Annotated in this window: 14 protein-coding genes and 1 pseudogene; 10 read left to right on the top strand and 5 right to left on the bottom strand. The window is 53.8% G+C overall.

What is annotated here, in order from left to right:
- The 10 genes and pseudogenes from tuf to dcuB all read left to right on the top strand — a co-directional run.
- Window positions 1–123 (top strand): annotated as a pseudogene (gene tuf / locus ACESQ2_RS27495) (elongation factor Tu); the annotation flags it as partial.
- Between the two features lie 232 nt (window positions 124–355).
- Complete coding sequence (gene secE / locus ACESQ2_RS27490; RefSeq protein ID WP_004097638.1) at window positions 356–739, top strand: preprotein translocase subunit SecE; 384 nt, start codon at window positions 356–358, stop codon at window positions 737–739.
- Between the two features lies 1 nt (window position 740).
- Window positions 741–1286, top strand: coding sequence for a transcription termination/antitermination protein NusG (gene nusG / locus ACESQ2_RS27485; protein ID WP_002438628.1), 546 nt, complete (start codon window positions 741–743; stop codon window positions 1284–1286).
- Window positions 1287–1439: 153 nt separating this feature from the next.
- A complete protein-coding gene (gene rplK / locus ACESQ2_RS27480; protein WP_004097640.1) occupies window positions 1440–1868 on the top strand; it encodes a 50S ribosomal protein L11 in 429 nt (142 codons plus the stop codon).
- Between the two features lie 3 nt (window positions 1869–1871).
- Complete coding sequence (rplA, locus tag ACESQ2_RS27475; protein ID WP_004097642.1) at window positions 1872–2576, top strand: 50S ribosomal protein L1; 705 nt, start codon at window positions 1872–1874, stop codon at window positions 2574–2576.
- A gap of 419 nt (window positions 2577–2995) precedes the next feature.
- Complete coding sequence (gene rplJ / locus ACESQ2_RS27470; protein ID WP_004097644.1) at window positions 2996–3493, top strand: 50S ribosomal protein L10; 498 nt, start codon at window positions 2996–2998, stop codon at window positions 3491–3493.
- 66 nt (window positions 3494–3559) lie between these two features.
- Window positions 3560–3925, top strand: coding sequence for a 50S ribosomal protein L7/L12 (rplL, locus tag ACESQ2_RS27465; protein ID WP_004097645.1), 366 nt, complete (start codon window positions 3560–3562; stop codon window positions 3923–3925).
- Between the two features lie 325 nt (window positions 3926–4250).
- The gene (gene rpoB / locus ACESQ2_RS27460; protein WP_004097647.1) at window positions 4251–8279 is read left to right on the top strand and encodes a DNA-directed RNA polymerase subunit beta; all 4029 of its coding nucleotides are present in this window, start codon (window positions 4251–4253) and stop codon (window positions 8277–8279) included.
- 76 nt (window positions 8280–8355) lie between these two features.
- On the top strand, window positions 8356–12579 hold the full coding sequence (rpoC, locus tag ACESQ2_RS27455) for a DNA-directed RNA polymerase subunit beta' (RefSeq protein ID WP_004097649.1): 4224 nt from the start codon (window positions 8356–8358) through the stop codon (window positions 12577–12579).
- 396 nt (window positions 12580–12975) lie between these two features.
- Complete coding sequence (dcuB, locus tag ACESQ2_RS27450) at window positions 12976–14316, top strand: anaerobic C4-dicarboxylate transporter DcuB (protein WP_004097650.1); 1341 nt, start codon at window positions 12976–12978, stop codon at window positions 14314–14316.
- Between the two features lie 43 nt (window positions 14317–14359).
- On the opposite strand, the gene ACESQ2_RS27445 is transcribed toward dcuB, so the two are convergent.
- From ACESQ2_RS27445 to thiG, 5 genes are all read right to left on the bottom strand, one after another.
- The gene (locus ACESQ2_RS27445) at window positions 14360–14677 is read right to left on the bottom strand and encodes a PTS lactose/cellobiose transporter subunit IIA (RefSeq protein WP_004097651.1); all 318 of its coding nucleotides are present in this window, start codon (window positions 14675–14677) and stop codon (window positions 14360–14362) included.
- Window positions 14678–14680: 3 nt separating this feature from the next.
- Window positions 14681–14986 (bottom strand): PTS sugar transporter subunit IIB, encoded by a 306-nt coding sequence (locus ACESQ2_RS27440; protein WP_004097653.1) that lies wholly within the window; start codon window positions 14984–14986, stop codon window positions 14681–14683.
- A 172-nt stretch (window positions 14987–15158) separates the two neighbouring features.
- Entirely contained in the window at window positions 15159–16691 is a 1533-nt protein-coding gene (locus tag ACESQ2_RS27435; protein ID WP_046878336.1) for a sensor domain-containing diguanylate cyclase, read from the bottom strand.
- Window positions 16692–17011: 320 nt separating this feature from the next.
- The gene (thiH, locus tag ACESQ2_RS27430; protein WP_046878335.1) at window positions 17012–18145 is read right to left on the bottom strand and encodes a 2-iminoacetate synthase ThiH; all 1134 of its coding nucleotides are present in this window, start codon (window positions 18143–18145) and stop codon (window positions 17012–17014) included.
- Window positions 18142–18912, bottom strand: coding sequence for a thiazole synthase (gene thiG, locus ACESQ2_RS27425; protein WP_004097659.1), 771 nt, complete (start codon window positions 18910–18912; stop codon window positions 18142–18144). Before thiG ends, thiH begins: the two co-directional genes overlap by 4 nt.
- Window position 18913: the final 1 nt, after the last annotated feature.

Here is an 18913-nt window from a genome sequence, read left to right as displayed (position 1 = left end):
GACAACATCAAAATGGTTGTTACCCTGATCCACCCGATCGCGATGGACGACGGTCTGCGTTTCGCAATCCGTGAAGGTGGCCGTACCGTTGGCGCGGGCGTGGTTGCTAAAGTTCTCGGCTAATCGCTGATAACATTTGACGCAATGCGCAATAAAAGGGCATCATTTGATGCCCTTTTTGCACGCTTTCACACCAGAACCTGGCTCATCAGTGATTTTTTGGGTCATAATCATTGCTGAGACAGGCTCTGAAGAGGGCGTTAAGTCCGAAACGCAGCAGAGCATTTCGGTTTGGTCGCCTCGCATTTCATGCGGGGTGAAGTTATTTGTCTGAATTCTTGTGACAGGTTGGTTTATGAGTGCGAATACCGAAGCTCAAGGGAGCGGGCGCGGCCTCGAAGCGATGAAGTGGACAATCGTAGTCGTGCTGCTGGTTGTGGCCATCGTCGGCAACTTCCTTTATCGTGACATTATGCTGGCAGTGCGTGCGCTGGCTGTAGTGATTCTGATCGCTGCAGCGGGCGGTGTCGCGCTGTTAACGACAAAAGGTAAGGCGACAGTCGCCTTCGCTCGTGAAGCGAGAACCGAAGTCCGCAAGGTGATCTGGCCGACTCGCCAGGAAACGTTGCATACCACGCTGATTGTTGCCGCAGTGACTGCCGTAATGTCACTGATCCTGTGGGGACTGGATGGTATTCTGGTTCGCCTGGTATCCTTTATCACTGGCCTGAGGTTCTGAGATGTCTGAAGCTCCTAAAAAACGCTGGTACGTCGTTCAGGCGTTTTCCGGTTTTGAAGGTCGCGTAGCTACCTCGTTGCGTGAACATATCAAATTACACAATATGGAAGAGTTGTTTGGCGAAGTCATGGTGCCGACCGAAGAAGTGGTCGAAATCCGCGGCGGCCAGCGTCGTAAAAGCGAACGCAAATTCTTCCCGGGCTACGTGCTGGTCCAGATGGTGATGAACGACGCGAGCTGGCACCTGGTGCGCAGCGTACCGCGTGTGATGGGTTTCATCGGCGGTACATCTGACCGTCCGGCACCGATCAGCGACAAAGAAGTCGACGCGATCATGAACCGTCTGCAGCAGGTTGGCGATAAGCCGCGGCCGAAAACGCTGTTTGAGCCGGGTGAAATGGTTCGCGTTAGCGACGGTCCATTTGCCGACTTTAACGGTGTGGTTGAAGAAGTGGACTACGAGAAGTCTCGTCTGAAAGTGTCCGTTTCTATCTTTGGTCGTGCGACGCCGGTTGAGCTGGACTTCGCTCAGGTAGAAAAAGCCTAACAGCCGATCAAAAAAGCAACGTTTTAATCGTTGCATGAGGCGCGAAATTGACATACAATTTCGCGCCTTTTGTTTTTATGGGTCTGATTCCCATAAAGCGATATTTATCACGGGGAGCCTTTTTAGGCGCTACACCCAAACGAGGAAATTTACATGGCTAAGAAAGTACAAGCCTATGTCAAGCTGCAGGTTGCAGCTGGTATGGCAAACCCGAGTCCGCCGGTTGGTCCAGCACTGGGTCAGCAGGGTGTGAACATCATGGAATTCTGCAAAGCGTTCAACGCAAAAACTGAATCCCTGGAAAAAGGTCTGCCGATCCCGGTTGTTATTACCGTTTACGCTGACCGTTCTTTCACCTTCGTTACCAAAACTCCGCCGGCAGCAGTTCTGCTGAAAAAAGCGGCTGGTATCAAGTCTGGTTCCGGTAAACCGAACAAAGACAAAGTAGGTAAAATTTCCCGCGCTCAGCTGCAGGAAATCGCGCAGACCAAAGCTGCCGACATGACTGGTTCCGACATTGAAGCGATGACTCGCTCCATTGAAGGTACTGCACGTTCCATGGGCCTGGTAGTGGAGGACTAAGAAATGGCTAAACTGACCAAGCGCATGTCCGTGATTCGTGACAAAGTTGATGCGACCAAACAGTACGACATCAACGAAGCCATCTCTCTGCTGAAAGAACTGGCTACTGCTAAGTTCGTTGAAAGCGTTGATGTTGCCGTTAACCTCGGCATCGACGCGCGTAAATCTGACCAGAACGTCCGCGGCGCGACCGTACTGCCGCACGGTACTGGCCGTTCAGTTCGCGTAGCCGTATTTGCCCAGGGCCCGAACGCTGAAGCAGCTAAAGCTGCTGGCGCAGAGCTGGTAGGTATGGAAGATCTGGCTGACCAGATCAAAAAAGGCGAAATGAACTTTGACGTTGTTATTGCTTCCCCGGATGCAATGCGCGTTGTTGGCCAGCTGGGCCAGGTTCTGGGTCCGCGCGGCCTGATGCCAAACCCGAAAGTGGGTACCGTAACGCCGAACGTTGCTGAAGCGGTTAAGAACGCTAAAGCAGGTCAGGTTCGTTACCGTAACGACAAAAACGGCATCATCCACACCACCATCGGTAAAGTGGATTTTGACGCTGATAAACTGAAAGAAAACCTGGAAGCTCTGCTGGTTGCGCTGAAAAAAGCAAAACCGACTCAGGCTAAAGGCGTGTACATCAAGAAAATCAGCATCTCCACCACCATGGGTGCTGGCGTTGCCGTTGATCAGGCTGGTCTGAGCGCTTCTGCGAACTAAGATTAGCTTTACGTGGGCGGTGGTTTTGTCTACAATTCTACCCCCACGATTCTGTTGAAATATAACAGAGCACTATGCGAGCCATTTGAATTGCAGCAAGGCAGCAAGTGAGTGAATCACCAGTCACATAGTTAACTATGTGACTGGTGTGAACGAGCGCAGCTAACACAGCTGCGGTTCAAAGGACGAAGTCATAGAAAGAATTTGTTCGTTGGAGCCTGGCCTATCCAGGCCTCCGTCGAAGACCGCAGGTGTTTCGCAAGAGACTTAATGCCCTGCGTAGACGGTGACAGAACGCTAAGATTATTTTTGGATACTCTGGCTTGTTTCTGCTCACCGTATTAAGACGCTCTTCTCTTTGAGTCGAGTGAAGTGAGTTCCGGAGCATGAGCTCTGGCAAACATCCAGGAGCAAAGCTAATGGCTTTAAATCTTCAAGACAAACAAGCGATTGTTGCTGAAGTCAGCGAAGTAGCCAAAGGCGCGCTGTCTGCAGTAGTTGCGGATTCCCGTGGCGTGACTGTAGACAAAATGACTGAACTGCGTAAAGCAGGTCGTGAAGCTGGCGTATACATGCGTGTTGTTCGTAACACCCTGCTGCGCCGCGTCGTTGAAGGTACTCCTTTCGAGTGCCTGAAAGACACGTTTGTTGGTCCGACCCTGATTGCATACTCTATGGAACACCCGGGCGCTGCCGCTCGTCTGTTCAAAGAGTTCGCGAAAGCGAATGCAAAATTTGAGGTCAAAGCCGCAGCCTTTGAAGGTGAGCTGATCCCGGCGTCGCAAATCGACCGCCTGGCAACTCTGCCGACCTACGAAGAAGCAATTGCACGCCTGATGGCAACCATGAAAGAAGCTTCGGCTGGCAAACTGGTTCGCACTCTGGCTGCTGTACGCGATGCGAAAGAAGCTGCTTAATCGCAGTTGTCTTTGTAAAGCATTCGCTTACGTATAAACTTATTCTGATATTCAGGAACAATTTAAATGTCTATCACTAAAGATCAAATCATTGAAGCAGTATCCGCTATGTCCGTAATGGACGTTGTTGAGCTGATCTCTGCAATGGAAGAAAAATTCGGTGTTTCCGCTGCTGCTGCTGTAGCTGTAGCTGCTGGCCCGGTTGAAGCTGCTGAAGAAAAAACTGAATTCGACGTAATTCTGAAAGGTATCGGCGCTAACAAAGTTGCCGTTATCAAAGCAGTACGTGGCGCAACTGGCCTGGGTCTGAAAGAAGCTAAAGACCTGGTAGAATCTGCTCCGGCCGCTCTGAAAGAAGGCGTGAGCAAAGATGACGCTGAAGCACTGAAAAAATCTCTGGAAGAAGCTGGCGCTGAAGTTGAAGTTAAATAAGCCAACCTTTCCGGTTGCAGCCTGAGAAATCAGGCTGATGGCTGGTGACTTTTTAGTCACCAGCCTTTTTGCGCTGTAAGGCGCCAGTAGAATTTCACACTGTTTGACTACTGGTTGTCCTGACAATGCTTGTTTCTATAGACGACTTAATATACTGCGACAGGTTAGGGCTCCTGAGCTGTGTAAATCGCAATGAAATGGTTTAAGCGTGATAGAAACAGGTATTGCGGAAAGTGTTCCATTTTCCGGTCAACAAAATAGTGTTGCATAAAAAACTGCCTTATGTGGGCAGATGGGTCGACTTGTCAGCGAGCTGAGGAACCCTATGGTTTACTCCTATACCGAGAAAAAACGTATTCGTAAGGATTTTGGTAAACGTCCGCAGGTTCTGGACATACCTTATCTCCTTTCTATCCAGCTTGACTCGTTTCAGAAGTTCATCGAGCAAGATCCTGAAGGGCAGTATGGTCTGGAAGCAGCTTTCCGTTCCGTATTCCCGATTAAAAGCTACAGCGGTAACTCTGAGCTGCAGTACGTCAGCTACCGTCTGGGCGAACCGGTTTTTGACGTTAAAGAATGTCAGATCCGTGGCGTGACCTACTCGGCACCGCTGCGCGTCAAACTGCGTCTGGTGATCTACGAGCGCGAAGCGCCGGAAGGCACCGTTAAAGACATTAAAGAGCAAGAAGTCTACATGGGCGAAATTCCGCTCATGACCGACAACGGTACCTTCGTTATCAACGGTACCGAGCGCGTTATCGTTTCTCAGCTGCACCGTAGCCCGGGCGTCTTCTTTGACAGTGACAAAGGTAAGACCCACTCTTCCGGTAAGGTCCTGTATAACGCACGTATCATTCCTTACCGTGGCTCCTGGCTGGACTTCGAGTTCGACCCGAAAGACAACCTGTTTGTCCGTATCGACCGTCGTCGTAAGCTGCCGGCTACCATCATCCTGCGCGCGCTGAATTACACCACTGAGCAGATCCTTGACCTGTTCTTCGAGAAAGTGGTCTTTGAAATTCGCGATAACAAGCTGCAGATGGAACTGGTACCGGAGCGTCTGCGCGGCGAAACGGCCTCCTTCGACATCGAAGCGAACGGTAAAGTGTACGTTGAGAAAGGGCGTCGCATCACCGCACGTCACATTCGCCAGCTGGAAAAAGACGATATCAAACATATCGAAGTTCCGGTTGAGTACATCGCTGGCAAAGTTGCCTCTAAAGACTATGTTGATGAATCTACTGGCGAGCTGATCTGCCCGGCGAACATGGAGCTGAGCCTGGATCTGCTAGCCAAGCTGAGCCAGTCTGGCCATAAGCGTATCGAAACGCTGTTCACCAACGATCTGGATCACGGTCCGTACATCTCTGAGACTGTACGCGTCGACCCGACCAACGACCGTCTGAGCGCGCTGGTAGAAATCTACCGCATGATGCGCCCTGGTGAGCCGCCGACTCGTGAAGCGGCTGAAAGCCTGTTCGAGAACCTGTTCTTCTCCGAAGACCGCTACGATCTGTCCGCGGTAGGTCGTATGAAGTTCAACCGTTCTCTGCTGCGCGACGAAATCGAAGGTTCCGGTATCCTGAGCAAAGAAGACATCATCGAAGTGATGAAGAAGCTCATCGATATCCGTAACGGTAAAGGCGAAGTCGATGATATCGACCACCTCGGCAACCGTCGTATCCGTTCCGTTGGCGAAATGGCGGAAAACCAGTTCCGCGTTGGCCTGGTCCGCGTAGAGCGTGCGGTGAAAGAGCGTCTGTCTCTGGGCGATCTGGATACCCTGATGCCTCAGGATATGATCAACGCCAAGCCGATTTCTGCGGCAGTGAAAGAGTTCTTTGGCTCCAGCCAGCTGTCTCAGTTTATGGACCAGAACAACCCGCTGTCTGAGATTACGCACAAACGTCGTATCTCCGCACTCGGCCCGGGCGGTCTGACCCGTGAACGCGCAGGCTTTGAAGTTCGAGACGTACACCCGACCCACTACGGTCGCGTATGTCCAATCGAAACGCCTGAAGGTCCGAACATCGGTCTGATTAACTCCCTGTCCGTGTACGCACAGACGAACGAATACGGTTTCCTCGAGACCCCGTACCGTAAAGTGACTGACGGTGTTGTAACCGACGAAATTCATTACCTGTCTGCTATCGAAGAAGGCAACTACGTTATTGCTCAGGCGAACTCCAACCTGGATGACGAAGGCCACTTTGTAGAAGATCTGGTTACCTGCCGTAGTAAAGGCGAATCCAGCTTGTTCAGCCGCGACCAGGTTGACTACATGGACGTATCCACCCAGCAGGTGGTATCCGTCGGTGCGTCCCTGATCCCGTTCCTGGAACACGATGACGCCAACCGTGCATTGATGGGTGCGAACATGCAACGTCAGGCCGTTCCGACTCTGCGCGCTGATAAGCCGCTGGTTGGTACCGGTATGGAACGTGCTGTTGCCGTTGACTCCGGTGTAACTGCGGTCGCTAAACGTGGCGGTACCGTTCAGTACGTGGATGCTTCCCGTATCGTTATTAAAGTTAACGAAGACGAGATGTACCCGGGCGAAGCCGGTATCGACATCTATAACCTGACCAAGTACACCCGTTCTAACCAGAACACCTGCATCAACCAGATGCCGTGTGTCTCTCTGGGTGAGCCGATTGAGCGCGGTGACGTGCTGGCTGACGGCCCGTCTACCGACCTCGGTGAACTGGCGCTCGGTCAGAACATGCGCGTCGCGTTCATGCCGTGGAACGGTTACAACTTCGAAGACTCCATCCTCGTTTCCGAGCGCGTTGTCCAGGAAGACCGTTTTACCACCATCCACATTCAGGAACTGGCGTGCGTGTCTCGTGACACCAAGCTGGGGCCGGAAGAGATCACCGCCGACATCCCGAACGTGGGTGAAGCTGCGCTCTCTAAACTGGATGAATCCGGTATCGTTTATATCGGCGCGGAAGTGACCGGTGGCGATATTCTGGTTGGTAAGGTAACGCCGAAAGGTGAAACCCAGCTGACGCCGGAAGAGAAACTGCTGCGTGCGATCTTCGGTGAGAAAGCGTCTGACGTTAAAGACTCTTCCCTGCGCGTACCAAACGGTGTCTCCGGTACCATTATCGACGTTCAGGTCTTTACCCGTGACGGCGTAGAAAAAGACAAACGCGCGCTGGAAATCGAAGAGATGCAGCTCAAACAGGCGAAGAAAGACCTGTCTGAAGAACTGCAGATCCTCGAAGCTGGCCTGTTTGGTCGTATCTACGCGGTGCTGGTCTCCGGCGGTATCGAAGCTGAGAAGCTCGATAAGCTGCCGCGCGATCGCTGGCTGGAACTGGGCCTGACCGACGAAGAGAAACAGAATCAGCTGGAACAGCTGGCTGAGCAGTACGACGAACTGAAACACGAGTTCGAGAAAAAACTCGAAGCGAAACGCCGCAAAATCACTCAGGGCGACGATCTGGCACCGGGCGTGCTGAAGATTGTCAAAGTGTATCTGGCCGTTAAACGTCAGATTCAGCCTGGTGACAAAATGGCAGGCCGTCACGGTAACAAGGGTGTTATCTCTAAGATCAACCCGATCGAAGATATGCCTTACGATGAAAACGGCACGCCGGTTGACATCGTACTGAACCCGCTGGGCGTACCGTCTCGTATGAACATCGGTCAGATCCTGGAAACTCACCTGGGTATGGCTGCGAAAGGTATTGGCGAGAAAATCAACGCCATGCTGAAACAGCAGCAGGAAGTCGCCAAACTGCGCGAATTCATCCAGCGTGCCTACGATCTGGGCACCGACGTGCGTCAGAAGGTTGATCTGAATACCTTCACTGACGAAGAAGTTATGCGTCTCGCTGAAAACCTGAAAAAAGGTATGCCGATCGCAACGCCGGTCTTCGACGGTGCGAAAGAGTCTGAAATCAAGGAACTGTTACAGCTTGGTGGCCTGCCGACTTCCGGCCAGATCACCCTGTTCGATGGTCGTACCGGTGAGCAATTCGAGCGCCAGGTTACCGTTGGCTACATGTACATGCTGAAACTGAACCACCTGGTTGATGACAAGATGCATGCGCGTTCTACCGGTTCTTACAGCCTGGTTACTCAGCAGCCGCTGGGTGGTAAGGCGCAGTTCGGTGGTCAGCGCTTCGGGGAGATGGAAGTGTGGGCGCTGGAAGCATATGGCGCAGCATACACCCTGCAGGAAATGCTCACCGTTAAGTCTGATGACGTGAACGGCCGTACTAAGATGTATAAGAACATCGTGGACGGCAACCATCAGATGGAACCGGGCATGCCGGAATCCTTCAACGTATTGTTGAAAGAGATTCGCTCGCTGGGCATCAACATCGAACTGGAAGACGAGTAACTCTCGCTCAAACAGGTCACTGGTGCCGGGGTAAGACCCGGCGCCAGATTGTGCTAACTCCGACGGGAGCAAATCCGTGAAAGACTTATTAAAGTTTCTGAAAGCGCAAACTAAAACCGAAGAGTTTGATGCGATCAAAATTGCTCTGGCATCGCCAGACATGATCCGTTCATGGTCTTTTGGTGAAGTTAAAAAGCCGGAAACCATTAACTACCGTACGTTCAAACCTGAGCGTGACGGCCTTTTCTGTGCGCGTATTTTCGGGCCAGTAAAAGACTACGAGTGCCTGTGCGGTAAGTACAAGCGCCTGAAACACCGCGGTGTGATCTGTGAGAAGTGCGGCGTTGAAGTGACCCAGACTAAAGTGCGCCGTGAGCGTATGGGCCACATCGAGCTGGCGTCTCCGACCGCCCACATCTGGTTCCTGAAGTCTCTGCCGTCCCGTATCGGCCTGCTGCTCGATATGCCGCTGCGCGATATCGAACGCGTGCTGTACTTCGAATCCTATGTGGTTATCGAAGGCGGTATGACCAACCTGGAACGCCAGCAGATCCTGACTGAAGAACAGTATCTGGATGCGCTGGAAGAGTTCGGTGACGAATTTGACGCGAAGATGGGTGCGGAAGCTATCCAGGCCCTGCTGAAGAGCATGGATCTGGAGCAAGAGTGCGAAACTCTGCGCGAAGAGCTGAACGAAACCAACTCCGAAACCAAGCGTAAGAAGCTGACCAAGCGTATCAAACTGCTGGAAGCGTTCGTACAGTCTGGCAACAAGCCGGAGTGGATGATCCTGACCGTTCTGCCGGTTCTGCCGCCAGATCTGCGTCCGCTGGTTCCGCTGGATGGCGGTCGTTTCGCGACTTCTGACCTGAACGATCTGTATCGTCGCGTCATTAACCGTAACAACCGTCTGAAACGTCTGCTGGATCTGGCTGCGCCGGACATCATCGTACGCAACGAAAAACGTATGCTGCAGGAAGCGGTCGACGCCCTGCTGGATAACGGTCGTCGCGGTCGTGCGATCACCGGTTCTAACAAACGTCCTCTGAAATCTTTGGCCGATATGATCAAAGGTAAGCAGGGTCGTTTCCGTCAGAACCTGCTCGGTAAGCGCGTTGACTACTCCGGTCGTTCTGTTATCACCGTAGGTCCATACCTGCGTCTGCATCAGTGCGGTCTGCCGAAGAAAATGGCGCTGGAGCTGTTCAAACCGTTCATCTACGGCAAGCTGGAACTGCGTGGCCTCGCCACCACCATCAAAGCCGCTAAGAAAATGGTTGAGCGTGAAGAAGCTGTCGTTTGGGATATCCTGGACGAAGTGATCCGCGAACACCCGGTACTGCTGAACCGTGCACCAACCCTGCACCGTCTGGGTATCCAGGCATTTGAGCCGGTACTGATCGAAGGTAAAGCTATTCAGCTGCACCCGCTGGTTTGTGCGGCATACAACGCCGACTTCGATGGTGACCAGATGGCTGTTCACGTACCGCTGACGCTGGAAGCCCAGCTCGAAGCGCGTGCGCTGATGATGTCTACCAACAACATCCTGTCTCCGGCGAACGGCGAACCAATCATCGTTCCGTCTCAGGACGTTGTACTGGGTCTGTACTACATGACCCGTGACTGTGTTAACGCCAAAGGCGAAGGCATGGTGCTGACTGGCCCGAAAGAAGCTGAGCGTATTTATCGCGCTGGCCTGGCCTCTCTGCATGCGCGCGTTAAAGTGCGTATCACCGAATACGAAAAAGATGAAAACGGCGAGTTCGTTGCGAAAACCAGCCTGAAAGATACGACCGTTGGTCGTGCCATTCTGTGGATGATCGTACCGAAAGGTCTGCCTTTCTCCATCGTCAACCAGGCGCTGGGCAAGAAAGCCATCTCTAAGATGCTGAACACCTGCTACCGTATTCTGGGCCTGAAACCGACCGTTATTTTTGCGGACCAGACGATGTACACCGGCTTTGCTTATGCAGCGCGCTCAGGTGCATCCGTTGGTATCGATGACATGGTCATCCCGGAGAAAAAATACGAGATCATCAGCGAAGCGGAAGCGGAAGTTGCTGAGATTCAGGAGCAGTTCCAGTCGGGTCTGGTTACCGCTGGCGAACGCTACAACAAAGTTATCGATATCTGGGCCGCGGCGAACGATCGTGTATCCAAAGCGATGATGGACAACCTGCAAACTGAAACCGTTATTAACCGTAACGGCGAAGAAGAGCAGCAGGTCTCCTTCAACAGCATTTACATGATGGCCGACTCCGGTGCGCGTGGTTCTGCTGCACAGATTCGTCAGCTTGCCGGTATGCGTGGTCTGATGGCGAAGCCGGATGGCTCCATCATCGAAACGCCAATCACCGCGAACTTCCGTGAAGGTCTGAACGTACTCCAGTACTTCATCTCCACGCACGGTGCGCGTAAAGGTCTGGCGGATACCGCACTGAAAACGGCGAACTCCGGTTACCTGACTCGTCGTCTGGTTGACGTTGCGCAGGACCTGGTCGTGACTGAAGACGACTGTGGCACCCTGGAAGGCATCACCATGACCCCGGTTATCGAGGGTGGCGATGTTAAAGAGCCGCTGCGCGATCGCGTACTGGGTCGTGTGACCGCTGAAGACGTTCTGAAGCCGGGTACGGCGGACATTCTGGTTCCACGCAACACGCTGCTGCACGAGCACTGGTGCGATCTGCTGGAAGAGAACTCCGTTGACTCCGTCAAAGTGCGTTCCGTTGTATCCTGTGACACCGACTTTGGTGTATGTGCGCACTGCTACGGTCGTGACCTGGCGCGTGGCCACATCATCAACAAAGGTGAGGCTATCGGCGTTATCGCGGCACAGTCCATCGGTGAGCCGGGTACACAGCTGACGATGCGTACGTTCCACATCGGTGGTGCGGCATCTCGTGCGGCTGCTGAGTCCAGCATCCAGGTGAAAAACAAAGGTAGCATCCGTCTGAGCAATGCGAAGTCGGTTGTGAACTCCAGCGGTAAGCTGGTTATTACTTCCCGTAATACCGAGCTGAAGCTGATCGACGAATTCGGTCGTACCAAAGAGAGCTATAAAGTGCCTTACGGCTCCGTTATGGCGAAAGGTGATGGCGAGCAGGTTGCCGGCGGTGAAACCGTAGCAAACTGGGATCCGCACACCATGCCGGTTATCACCGAAGTGAGTGGTTTTGTCCGCTTCACTGACATGATTGACGGCCAGACCATTACTCGTCAGACCGACGAGCTGACCGGTCTGTCTTCTCTGGTGGTTCTGGATTCTGCAGAGCGTACCACTGGCGGTAAAGATCTGCGTCCGGCGCTGAAAATCGTTGATGCTCAGGGCAATGACGTTCTGATCCCTGGCACCGATATGCCTGCGCAGTACTTCCTGCCGGGTAAAGCGATTGTTCAGCTGGAAGATGGCGTCCAGATCAGTTCTGGTGACACCCTGGCACGTGTACCGCAGGAATCCGGCGGTACCAAGGACATCACCGGTGGTCTGCCGCGCGTTGCCGACCTGTTCGAAGCACGTCGTCCGAAAGAGCCGGCAATCCTGGCTGAAATCAGCGGCATCATTTCCTTCGGTAAAGAAACCAAAGGGAAACGTCGTCTGGTTATCACCCCGGTAGACGGTAGCGATCCGTACGAAGAGATGATTCCTAAGTGGCGTCAGCTCAACGTGTTCGAAGGTGAACGCGTAGAACGTGGTGACGTGGTTTCCGACGGTCCGGAAGCGCCGCACGACATTCTGCGTCTGCGTGGCGTGCATGCTGTGACTCGTTACATCGTTAACGAAGTTCAGGACGTATACCGTCTGCAGGGCGTTAAGATTAACGATAAGCACATCGAAGTTATCGTTCGTCAGATGCTGCGTAAAGCGACCATCGAAAGCGCCGGTAGCTCCGACTTCCTGGAAGGCGAACAGGTTGAATACTCTCGCGTTAAGATTGCTAACCGCGATCTGGAAGCGAACGGCAAAGTGGGGGCAACATTCTCCCGCGATCTGCTGGGTATCACCAAAGCGTCCCTGGCAACCGAATCGTTCATCTCTGCCGCATCGTTCCAGGAGACCACCCGTGTCCTGACCGAAGCAGCCGTTGCGGGTAAACGCGACGAACTGCGTGGCCTGAAAGAGAACGTTATCGTGGGTCGTCTGATCCCGGCCGGTACCGGTTATGCGTACCACCAGGATCGTATGCGCCGCCGCGCAGCGGGCGAACTGCCAGCAGCGCCGCAGGTCAGCGTGGAAGAAGCTTCTGCTAACCTGGCAGAACTGCTGAACGCGGGTCTGGGCGGTTCTGACAACGATTAATCGTTGATTCGCTAAACGCTCAAAAAGCCAGTCAGGTCACCTGACTGGCTTTTTTATTGCCTGCCAGTTTATTCCGTCTACTTTTTTATTACATTTTATTGATGTAATAGCTGCAATTAATTAGCAAATATAAACCACTCCTATAATGATTTATTTCCATGACTGTTTTTCATCTTCAATGAAAGGGTGAAAATTCTACGCGTGTCAAAAAATAAGCACCGCAAACGCTATATAGTCAAAAAACTAAAATAATCATGTGATTACTTTCCCGGTTCTTTTCGGTTTACCGCAGCCGAGGGGATTGTTACGCCTGTTAAAAGGCGATGGAGGAGGTGAACTAATAAAAACAAAGCGGAGAGTATTGTCGTTATTTAATGGATAGCTTCTGGGGGATGTATGGAATTTGCTATACAACTTATCATTATCTTAATTTGTCTGTTCTATGGTGCGAGAAAGGGCGGCATTGCGCTCGGTCTTTTAGGCGGCATTGGGCTAGTTATCCTAGTCTTTGTTTTTCACCTGAAGCCTGGAAAACCGCCCGTCGATGTCATGCTGGTCATTATCGCCGTCGTGGCGGCATCGGCGACGCTGCAGGCTTCTGGTGGTTTAGACGTGATGCTGCAGATTGCCGAGAAACTCCTGCGGCGAAACCCGAAATATGTCTCGATCGTCGCGCCATTCGTCACCTGTACGCTGACGATTCTTTGCGGCACGGGGCACGTGGTATATACCATTCTGCCGATTATTTATGATGTCGCTATCAAAAATAACATCCGTCCGGAGCGACCCATGGCCGCCAGCTCGATCGGCGCACAGATGGGGATTATCGCCAGCCCGGTTTCCGTGGCGGTCGTCTCGCTGGTGGCAATGCTTGGCAACTTTACCTTTAACGGCAAGCACCTTGAATTTCTCGACCTGCTGGCGATAACCATTCCGTCCACGCTGCTGGGGATTCTGGCCATTGGTATCTTCAGCTGGTTTCGCGGCAAAGACCTCGATAAAGACGAAACTTTCCAGGCCTTTATTGCGGTACCGGAAAACCGTCACTACGTGTACGGGGACACGGCCACGCTGCTGGATAGAAAGCTTCCGACCAGCAACTGGATTGCGATGTGGATTTTTCTGGCCTCAATCGCGGTTGTCGCCCTGCTCGGCGCCTTCTCCGAACTGCGTCCGGCATTCGACGGTAAGCCGCTGTCGATGGTGCTGGTGATCCAGATGTTTATGCTGCTCTCCGGGGCGCTCATCATCATCATTACGAAAACGAATCCGGCTTCGATCTCCAAAAATGAGGTGTTCCGTTCCGGGATGATCGCTATCGTTGCCGTGTACGGCATCGCGTGGATGGCGGAAACGATGTTCGGCGCGCACATGACCGAGATTAAAGGCGTGCTCGGGGAGATGGTGAAGGAGTACCCGTGGGCCTACGCTATCGTTCTGCTGCTGGTATCGAAGTTTGTCAACTCCCAGGCGGCTGCGCTGGCGGCGATCGTTCCGGTGGCGTTGGCGATCGGCGTCGATCCGGCCTACATCGTCGCTTCCGCGCCCGCCTGCTACGGCTATTACATTCTGCCGACCTACCCAAGCGATCTGGCGGCGATTCAGTTCGACCGCTCAGGTACCACGCATATCGGCCGCTTTGTGATTAACCATAGCTTTATTCTGCCAGGGCTCATCGGTGTCAGCGTCTCTTGCGTCTTTGGCTGGGTATTTGCGGCGATGTACGGATTTCTTTAAGAGGATACGGGCGCCGGTAGCGGCGCCTGTTAAGTCGTTGACGTTATTGTGCGAGCGGAATTCGGCGATAGAGCTCAATCATGTCGGTAGCCAGATCCTGAATGACCATCGCGTTCATCAGGTGGTCCTGAGAGTGTACGGTAATCAGGTTAACCGGAAGCTTGCCGCTGCCTTCATCCATGCCAATCAGCTGGGTCTGGATTTTATGCGCATGCTTGACGAATTCATGGGATTCCGCCATTGCCTGTTCGGCCGCAGCAAAATCGCCTTTACGCGCCAGCTGCAGAGCGGTTAACGCCGAGCTGCGCGCAGAACCGGCGTTAACCAGCAGCTCCATGATGATTGTTTCTAAATCTTCCATCTCTTACTCCATCAGCTTCAGGGCTTTATCAAGCACGGCATCGCCTTTCATCATGCCGTAATCCATCATATCGATGACGGCGACTTTTTTACCAAACGGGTCGGCCATTGCCTGTAGCTTGGCCTGCTCGTACTTCACCTGAGGGCCGAGCAGGATAATATCGGCAGCGGCAAGATTATCTTTAAACTCGGCAACCGGTACGGCTTTGATGGAGACTTCCACGCCTTTTTGTTGCGCAGCGGCCTGCATACGTTGAACCAGCATGCTGGTGGACATTCCTGCGGCACAGCATAAAACGATATTCTTCATAATTGTTGGCCCTTATGTTCCTTGATGTACCATCTTTATCGCGGGCAGGCGGGCGGGACAACCGCTTTACGGTGATTGTGTGTAAGTCATCACAAAATAATGAAACCGGTTTCGGTTCTGGGGGAGAAAACGCTAAAAGCCGCGTCCGACAGGCCTGAAACGGTGGGCTCTGTTAAGCGCGGACGATGCGATTCTTGCCCTGCTGCTTGGCTTTATACAGCGCTTCATCAACGCGTACGACAAGCTGCTCCAGGGGCTCCATATTCCATTCCCCCAGTCCCGCGCTGAAGGTGACCGTTAGCCCTTCTTCACGCCAGGAGCGCAGCGCAACGCGGGCCCGCCAGCTCTCCAGCAGCATCAGGGCGTCATCGCTATGTCCGGTGGTAAAGATCACCGCAAACTCTTCGCCGCCGTAGCGGTAAAGCGAAATTTGCAGGGGCTGGAGGATTTGCAGCCCTTCCCGGGCGACATTGCGCAGCACGATATCGCCGTTGAGGTGACCCCAGGTGTCGTTTATCGTTTTGAAGTTATCAATATCAACCAGCGCAAGAGAGAAGGGCTGATGATCGTTCATCAGCGCGGCGATATCGCTGTCAAAGGCGCGGCGGTTCTTGCAGCCGGTTAGCGCATCGATGGTCGCCTGGCGAACGTAGGTTAACTCGCGCTGCTTATTGCTCTCGATGGCTTTGCTGAGCATCGCTTCCAGCCGCGGGGCGCGCTGAACATCCCCGGTTTTAATCGCATTGATGATGTTCATCAACACCGTACGTGAAGCATGGCGCAGATACAGTCCAAACAGCACGATAACGATCGCGGCCAGGGCAAAGCTCCAGGCGACGATATCCGTTTCATGGCGCGTTAAGTTGACCAGCGTCGAGTTATCGACCCGATAAATAACAAACCAGTCGGGGTTGGTAAAGGAGTAGTAATAGTACCAGGTGTCCGTATTGGTATCGTAAAGCTGGCCTTCGCCGCTGGTCATTCTGTCCATCAAGGCTTCACTGACGTAGGGTTTAAATAAAGCGCCGGGGTCGGGGTGGAGAATGACTTTACCATCGCGTTGCACCACAAAAAATTCTCCCTGGACGGGTGCAACCATCTGCCGTAACGCGTAGCCCATTGAGGTGAGATCGAGATGAAACGCGAGACTGCCCTTTAGCCGTCCCTCTGGAGAAATTATGGGTTTGTAGACGGTAATCGTCGGATGATGCGTGAAGTAGTCGTTGTACGGGCTGGTATACCGACTGAAGGTACTGGCTTCCGCTTGCTTAATAAACCACGGCCTTGTTTTGGCATCGAAGGACTGGCTATCTTCGGTTTCCAGAACCTCGGGCGCGCGCAGATAGTGCCCATTGGTATCCGCCAGCGAGATGGACGAAACGGTCTGCATCATATTTTGCAACTGCATAAGCTGCATCAACCCTTTTTCCGGATTGACGTTAACCGCCTCATTCAGCGCATCGTTGCGGGCAAAGAAAGTGGCGGCACGGGTGAGGATAAAGTCGTTGCCCTGCAGCAGCGTCTCCGTGTAGTTGGTCGCCATATTGTGGGTAAAATTGCGATTAATATGATGATAATCTTCGAGAAAATCATTCCTCTGCGTCGTCGTGGCAAACACCGCTATCAGCAAGAAACTGAATAAAATACCCGCAAATCCGATGATAATCGGCGTGGTGAAAGAGAGCTTTCTATTATGACGAGCCATGAGTCGTAAATCGTTCCAGAAGCGTTAAACCGTGGGTGGAGACGCAGGTTTAGCCAGCATGCCTGCTGAGCGAATCAGATAAAACTCCGGTAATTATAACGCTGACGTTGTGATATGGACTGATTAATATTCGATATTGATGGAATTACCGTTGCCGCAAAGAGGCGGAAGCAGGGCGAAAAGGAGGAAGAGTGAATATTCGCCCTGGTCAGCGTCCGCTGCTGACAGGGGCAGAATAGAGAAACGGGAACAGGGCCACAATCTCCCGTTTCTCTTATTACGATCGTGCGTGAAGAACGTTTAAGAAATTACATTCGTTATCATGACGATTGGGAGGCGCGTCCCAGCCAGCTGTCCCAATCCTTCCATACCGGCTGTAGACCGCTGGCCACCAGCGCGCTGGCGACCTCTTCCGGGCGGCGGTCATCGTGAGGCGCGAACTGCTCCAGCTCCGGATGGTTATCGGCATACCCGCCGGGCTGGGTTTTCGAAAAGGCGCTGACGTTGTTGATGGCCAGCGGGATCACCCGATCGCGGAACCAGGGGGATTCGCGGGTGGAGAGCGAGAGTTCCACTTCCGGAGCCAGCAGGCGGAAGGCGCAAATGGTTTGCACCAGCTGCCGTTCATCCATTAATGAGGCGGGCTCGATACCCCCCGCGCAAGGCCGCAGTCGTGGGAAGGAGATGGAGTAGCGGCTGCGCCAGTAATACTGCTGGAGCCACAGCAGATGCTCCGCCACCATAAAGCAGTCCACCCGCCAGCTGTCGGAAAGGCCAATAAGTGCGCCAAGGCCAATTTTATCAATCCCCGCCTGCCCAAGCCTGTCCGGCGTATCCAGCCGCCAGAAGAAGTCCTGCTTTTTCCCTTTCAGATGGTGTTTCGCATACATGCTTTCATGATAGGTCTCCTGATAGACCATCACCCCGTCCAGACCGAGGGTTTTCAGCTCGGCGTACTCTTCCATCGCCAGCGGCTGGACCTCCATATGCAGCGAGGCGAACTGGCGGCGAATCGCGGGCAGATGTTGACGAAAGTAGTCCATGCCGACCTTGCCCTGATGTTCGCCGGTCACCAGCAGCAGATGCTCAAAGCCCATTTCGCGGATCGCCGCGCATTCACGGGCTATTTCCGCCTCATCCAGAGTCTTGCGCTTGATGCGGTTACTCATTGAGAAACCGCAGTAGGTACAGTCGTTGGCGCAGAGATTAGAGAGATACAGCGGGACATAAAAGCTGACGGTATTACCAAAACGCTGGCGAGTCAGGCGCTGAGCGCGCTGGGCCAGAGGCTCCAGATAGTCCGCGGCGGCGGGGGAGAGCAGGGCCATCATATCGTCACGGCTGAGCTGTTTGGCCGCCAGGGCGCGTTCAACGTCGGCGGGGGTTTTCCCGTTGATTCGCAGGCGAATATCGTCCCAGTCCAGCTGCCGCCAACGGTCAGTGAAGGTGTTCATACCCGCGCCTCCAGAAAGCCGGTCAGCGGGCTGGTGGCCTGCGCCTGCGCGCTGCGCGCGCCCGGGCCTGCCTGTCGGGCCAGCAAGCCGGCATCGATCGCTAAACGGAAGGCCCGCGCCATGGTTACCGGATCGTCGGCAACGGCGATGGCGGTATTCACCAGTACCGCGTCAGCGCCCATTTCCAGCGCCTGCGCCGCGTGGCTCGGCACGCCAATACCCGCGTCAACGACTACCGGCACCGTGGCCTGCGCGATAATAATCTCCAGCATCGCTTTAGTTTCCAGCCCCTGATTGGAGCCGATGGGCGCGCCGAGCGGCATCACCGCCGCGCAGCCCGCTTCTTCAAGGCGCTTGCACAGCACCGGGTCGGCGCCGCAGTAGGGCAGCACCACGAAGCCTTCCCGTACCAGAATCTCCGCCGCTTTCAGCGTTTCGATCGGATCGGGGAGCAGCCAGCGGGCGTCCGGATGAATTTCCAGCTTCAGCCAGTGGGTGCCCAGCGCCTCCCGCGCCAGGCGGGCGGCAAATACCGCCTCTTCCGCCGTTTTAGCGCCGGAGGTGTTGGGCAGCAGGCTAACGCCGGCCGCCAGCAGCGGCGCGAGGATCGCGTCATTATGCTGACGGAGATCGACGCGCTTCATCGCCAGCGTCACCAGCTGGCTGCCGGAGGCGCGAATGGCCTCCACCATGACGTCGGGGGCGGCGAATTTACCGGTGCCGGTGAAAAGATGTGACTCAAAGGTTTTATCCGCAATACGTAACATG

The sequence above is a fragment of the Klebsiella sp. Q11 genome (assembly GCF_964241505.1).
GTDB classification, from domain to species: Bacteria; Pseudomonadota; Gammaproteobacteria; order Enterobacterales; family Enterobacteriaceae; genus Klebsiella; species Klebsiella michiganensis.
Note: the sequence above shows the minus strand (reverse complement) of the source record. Positions and strands in the feature narration are given on the sequence as shown.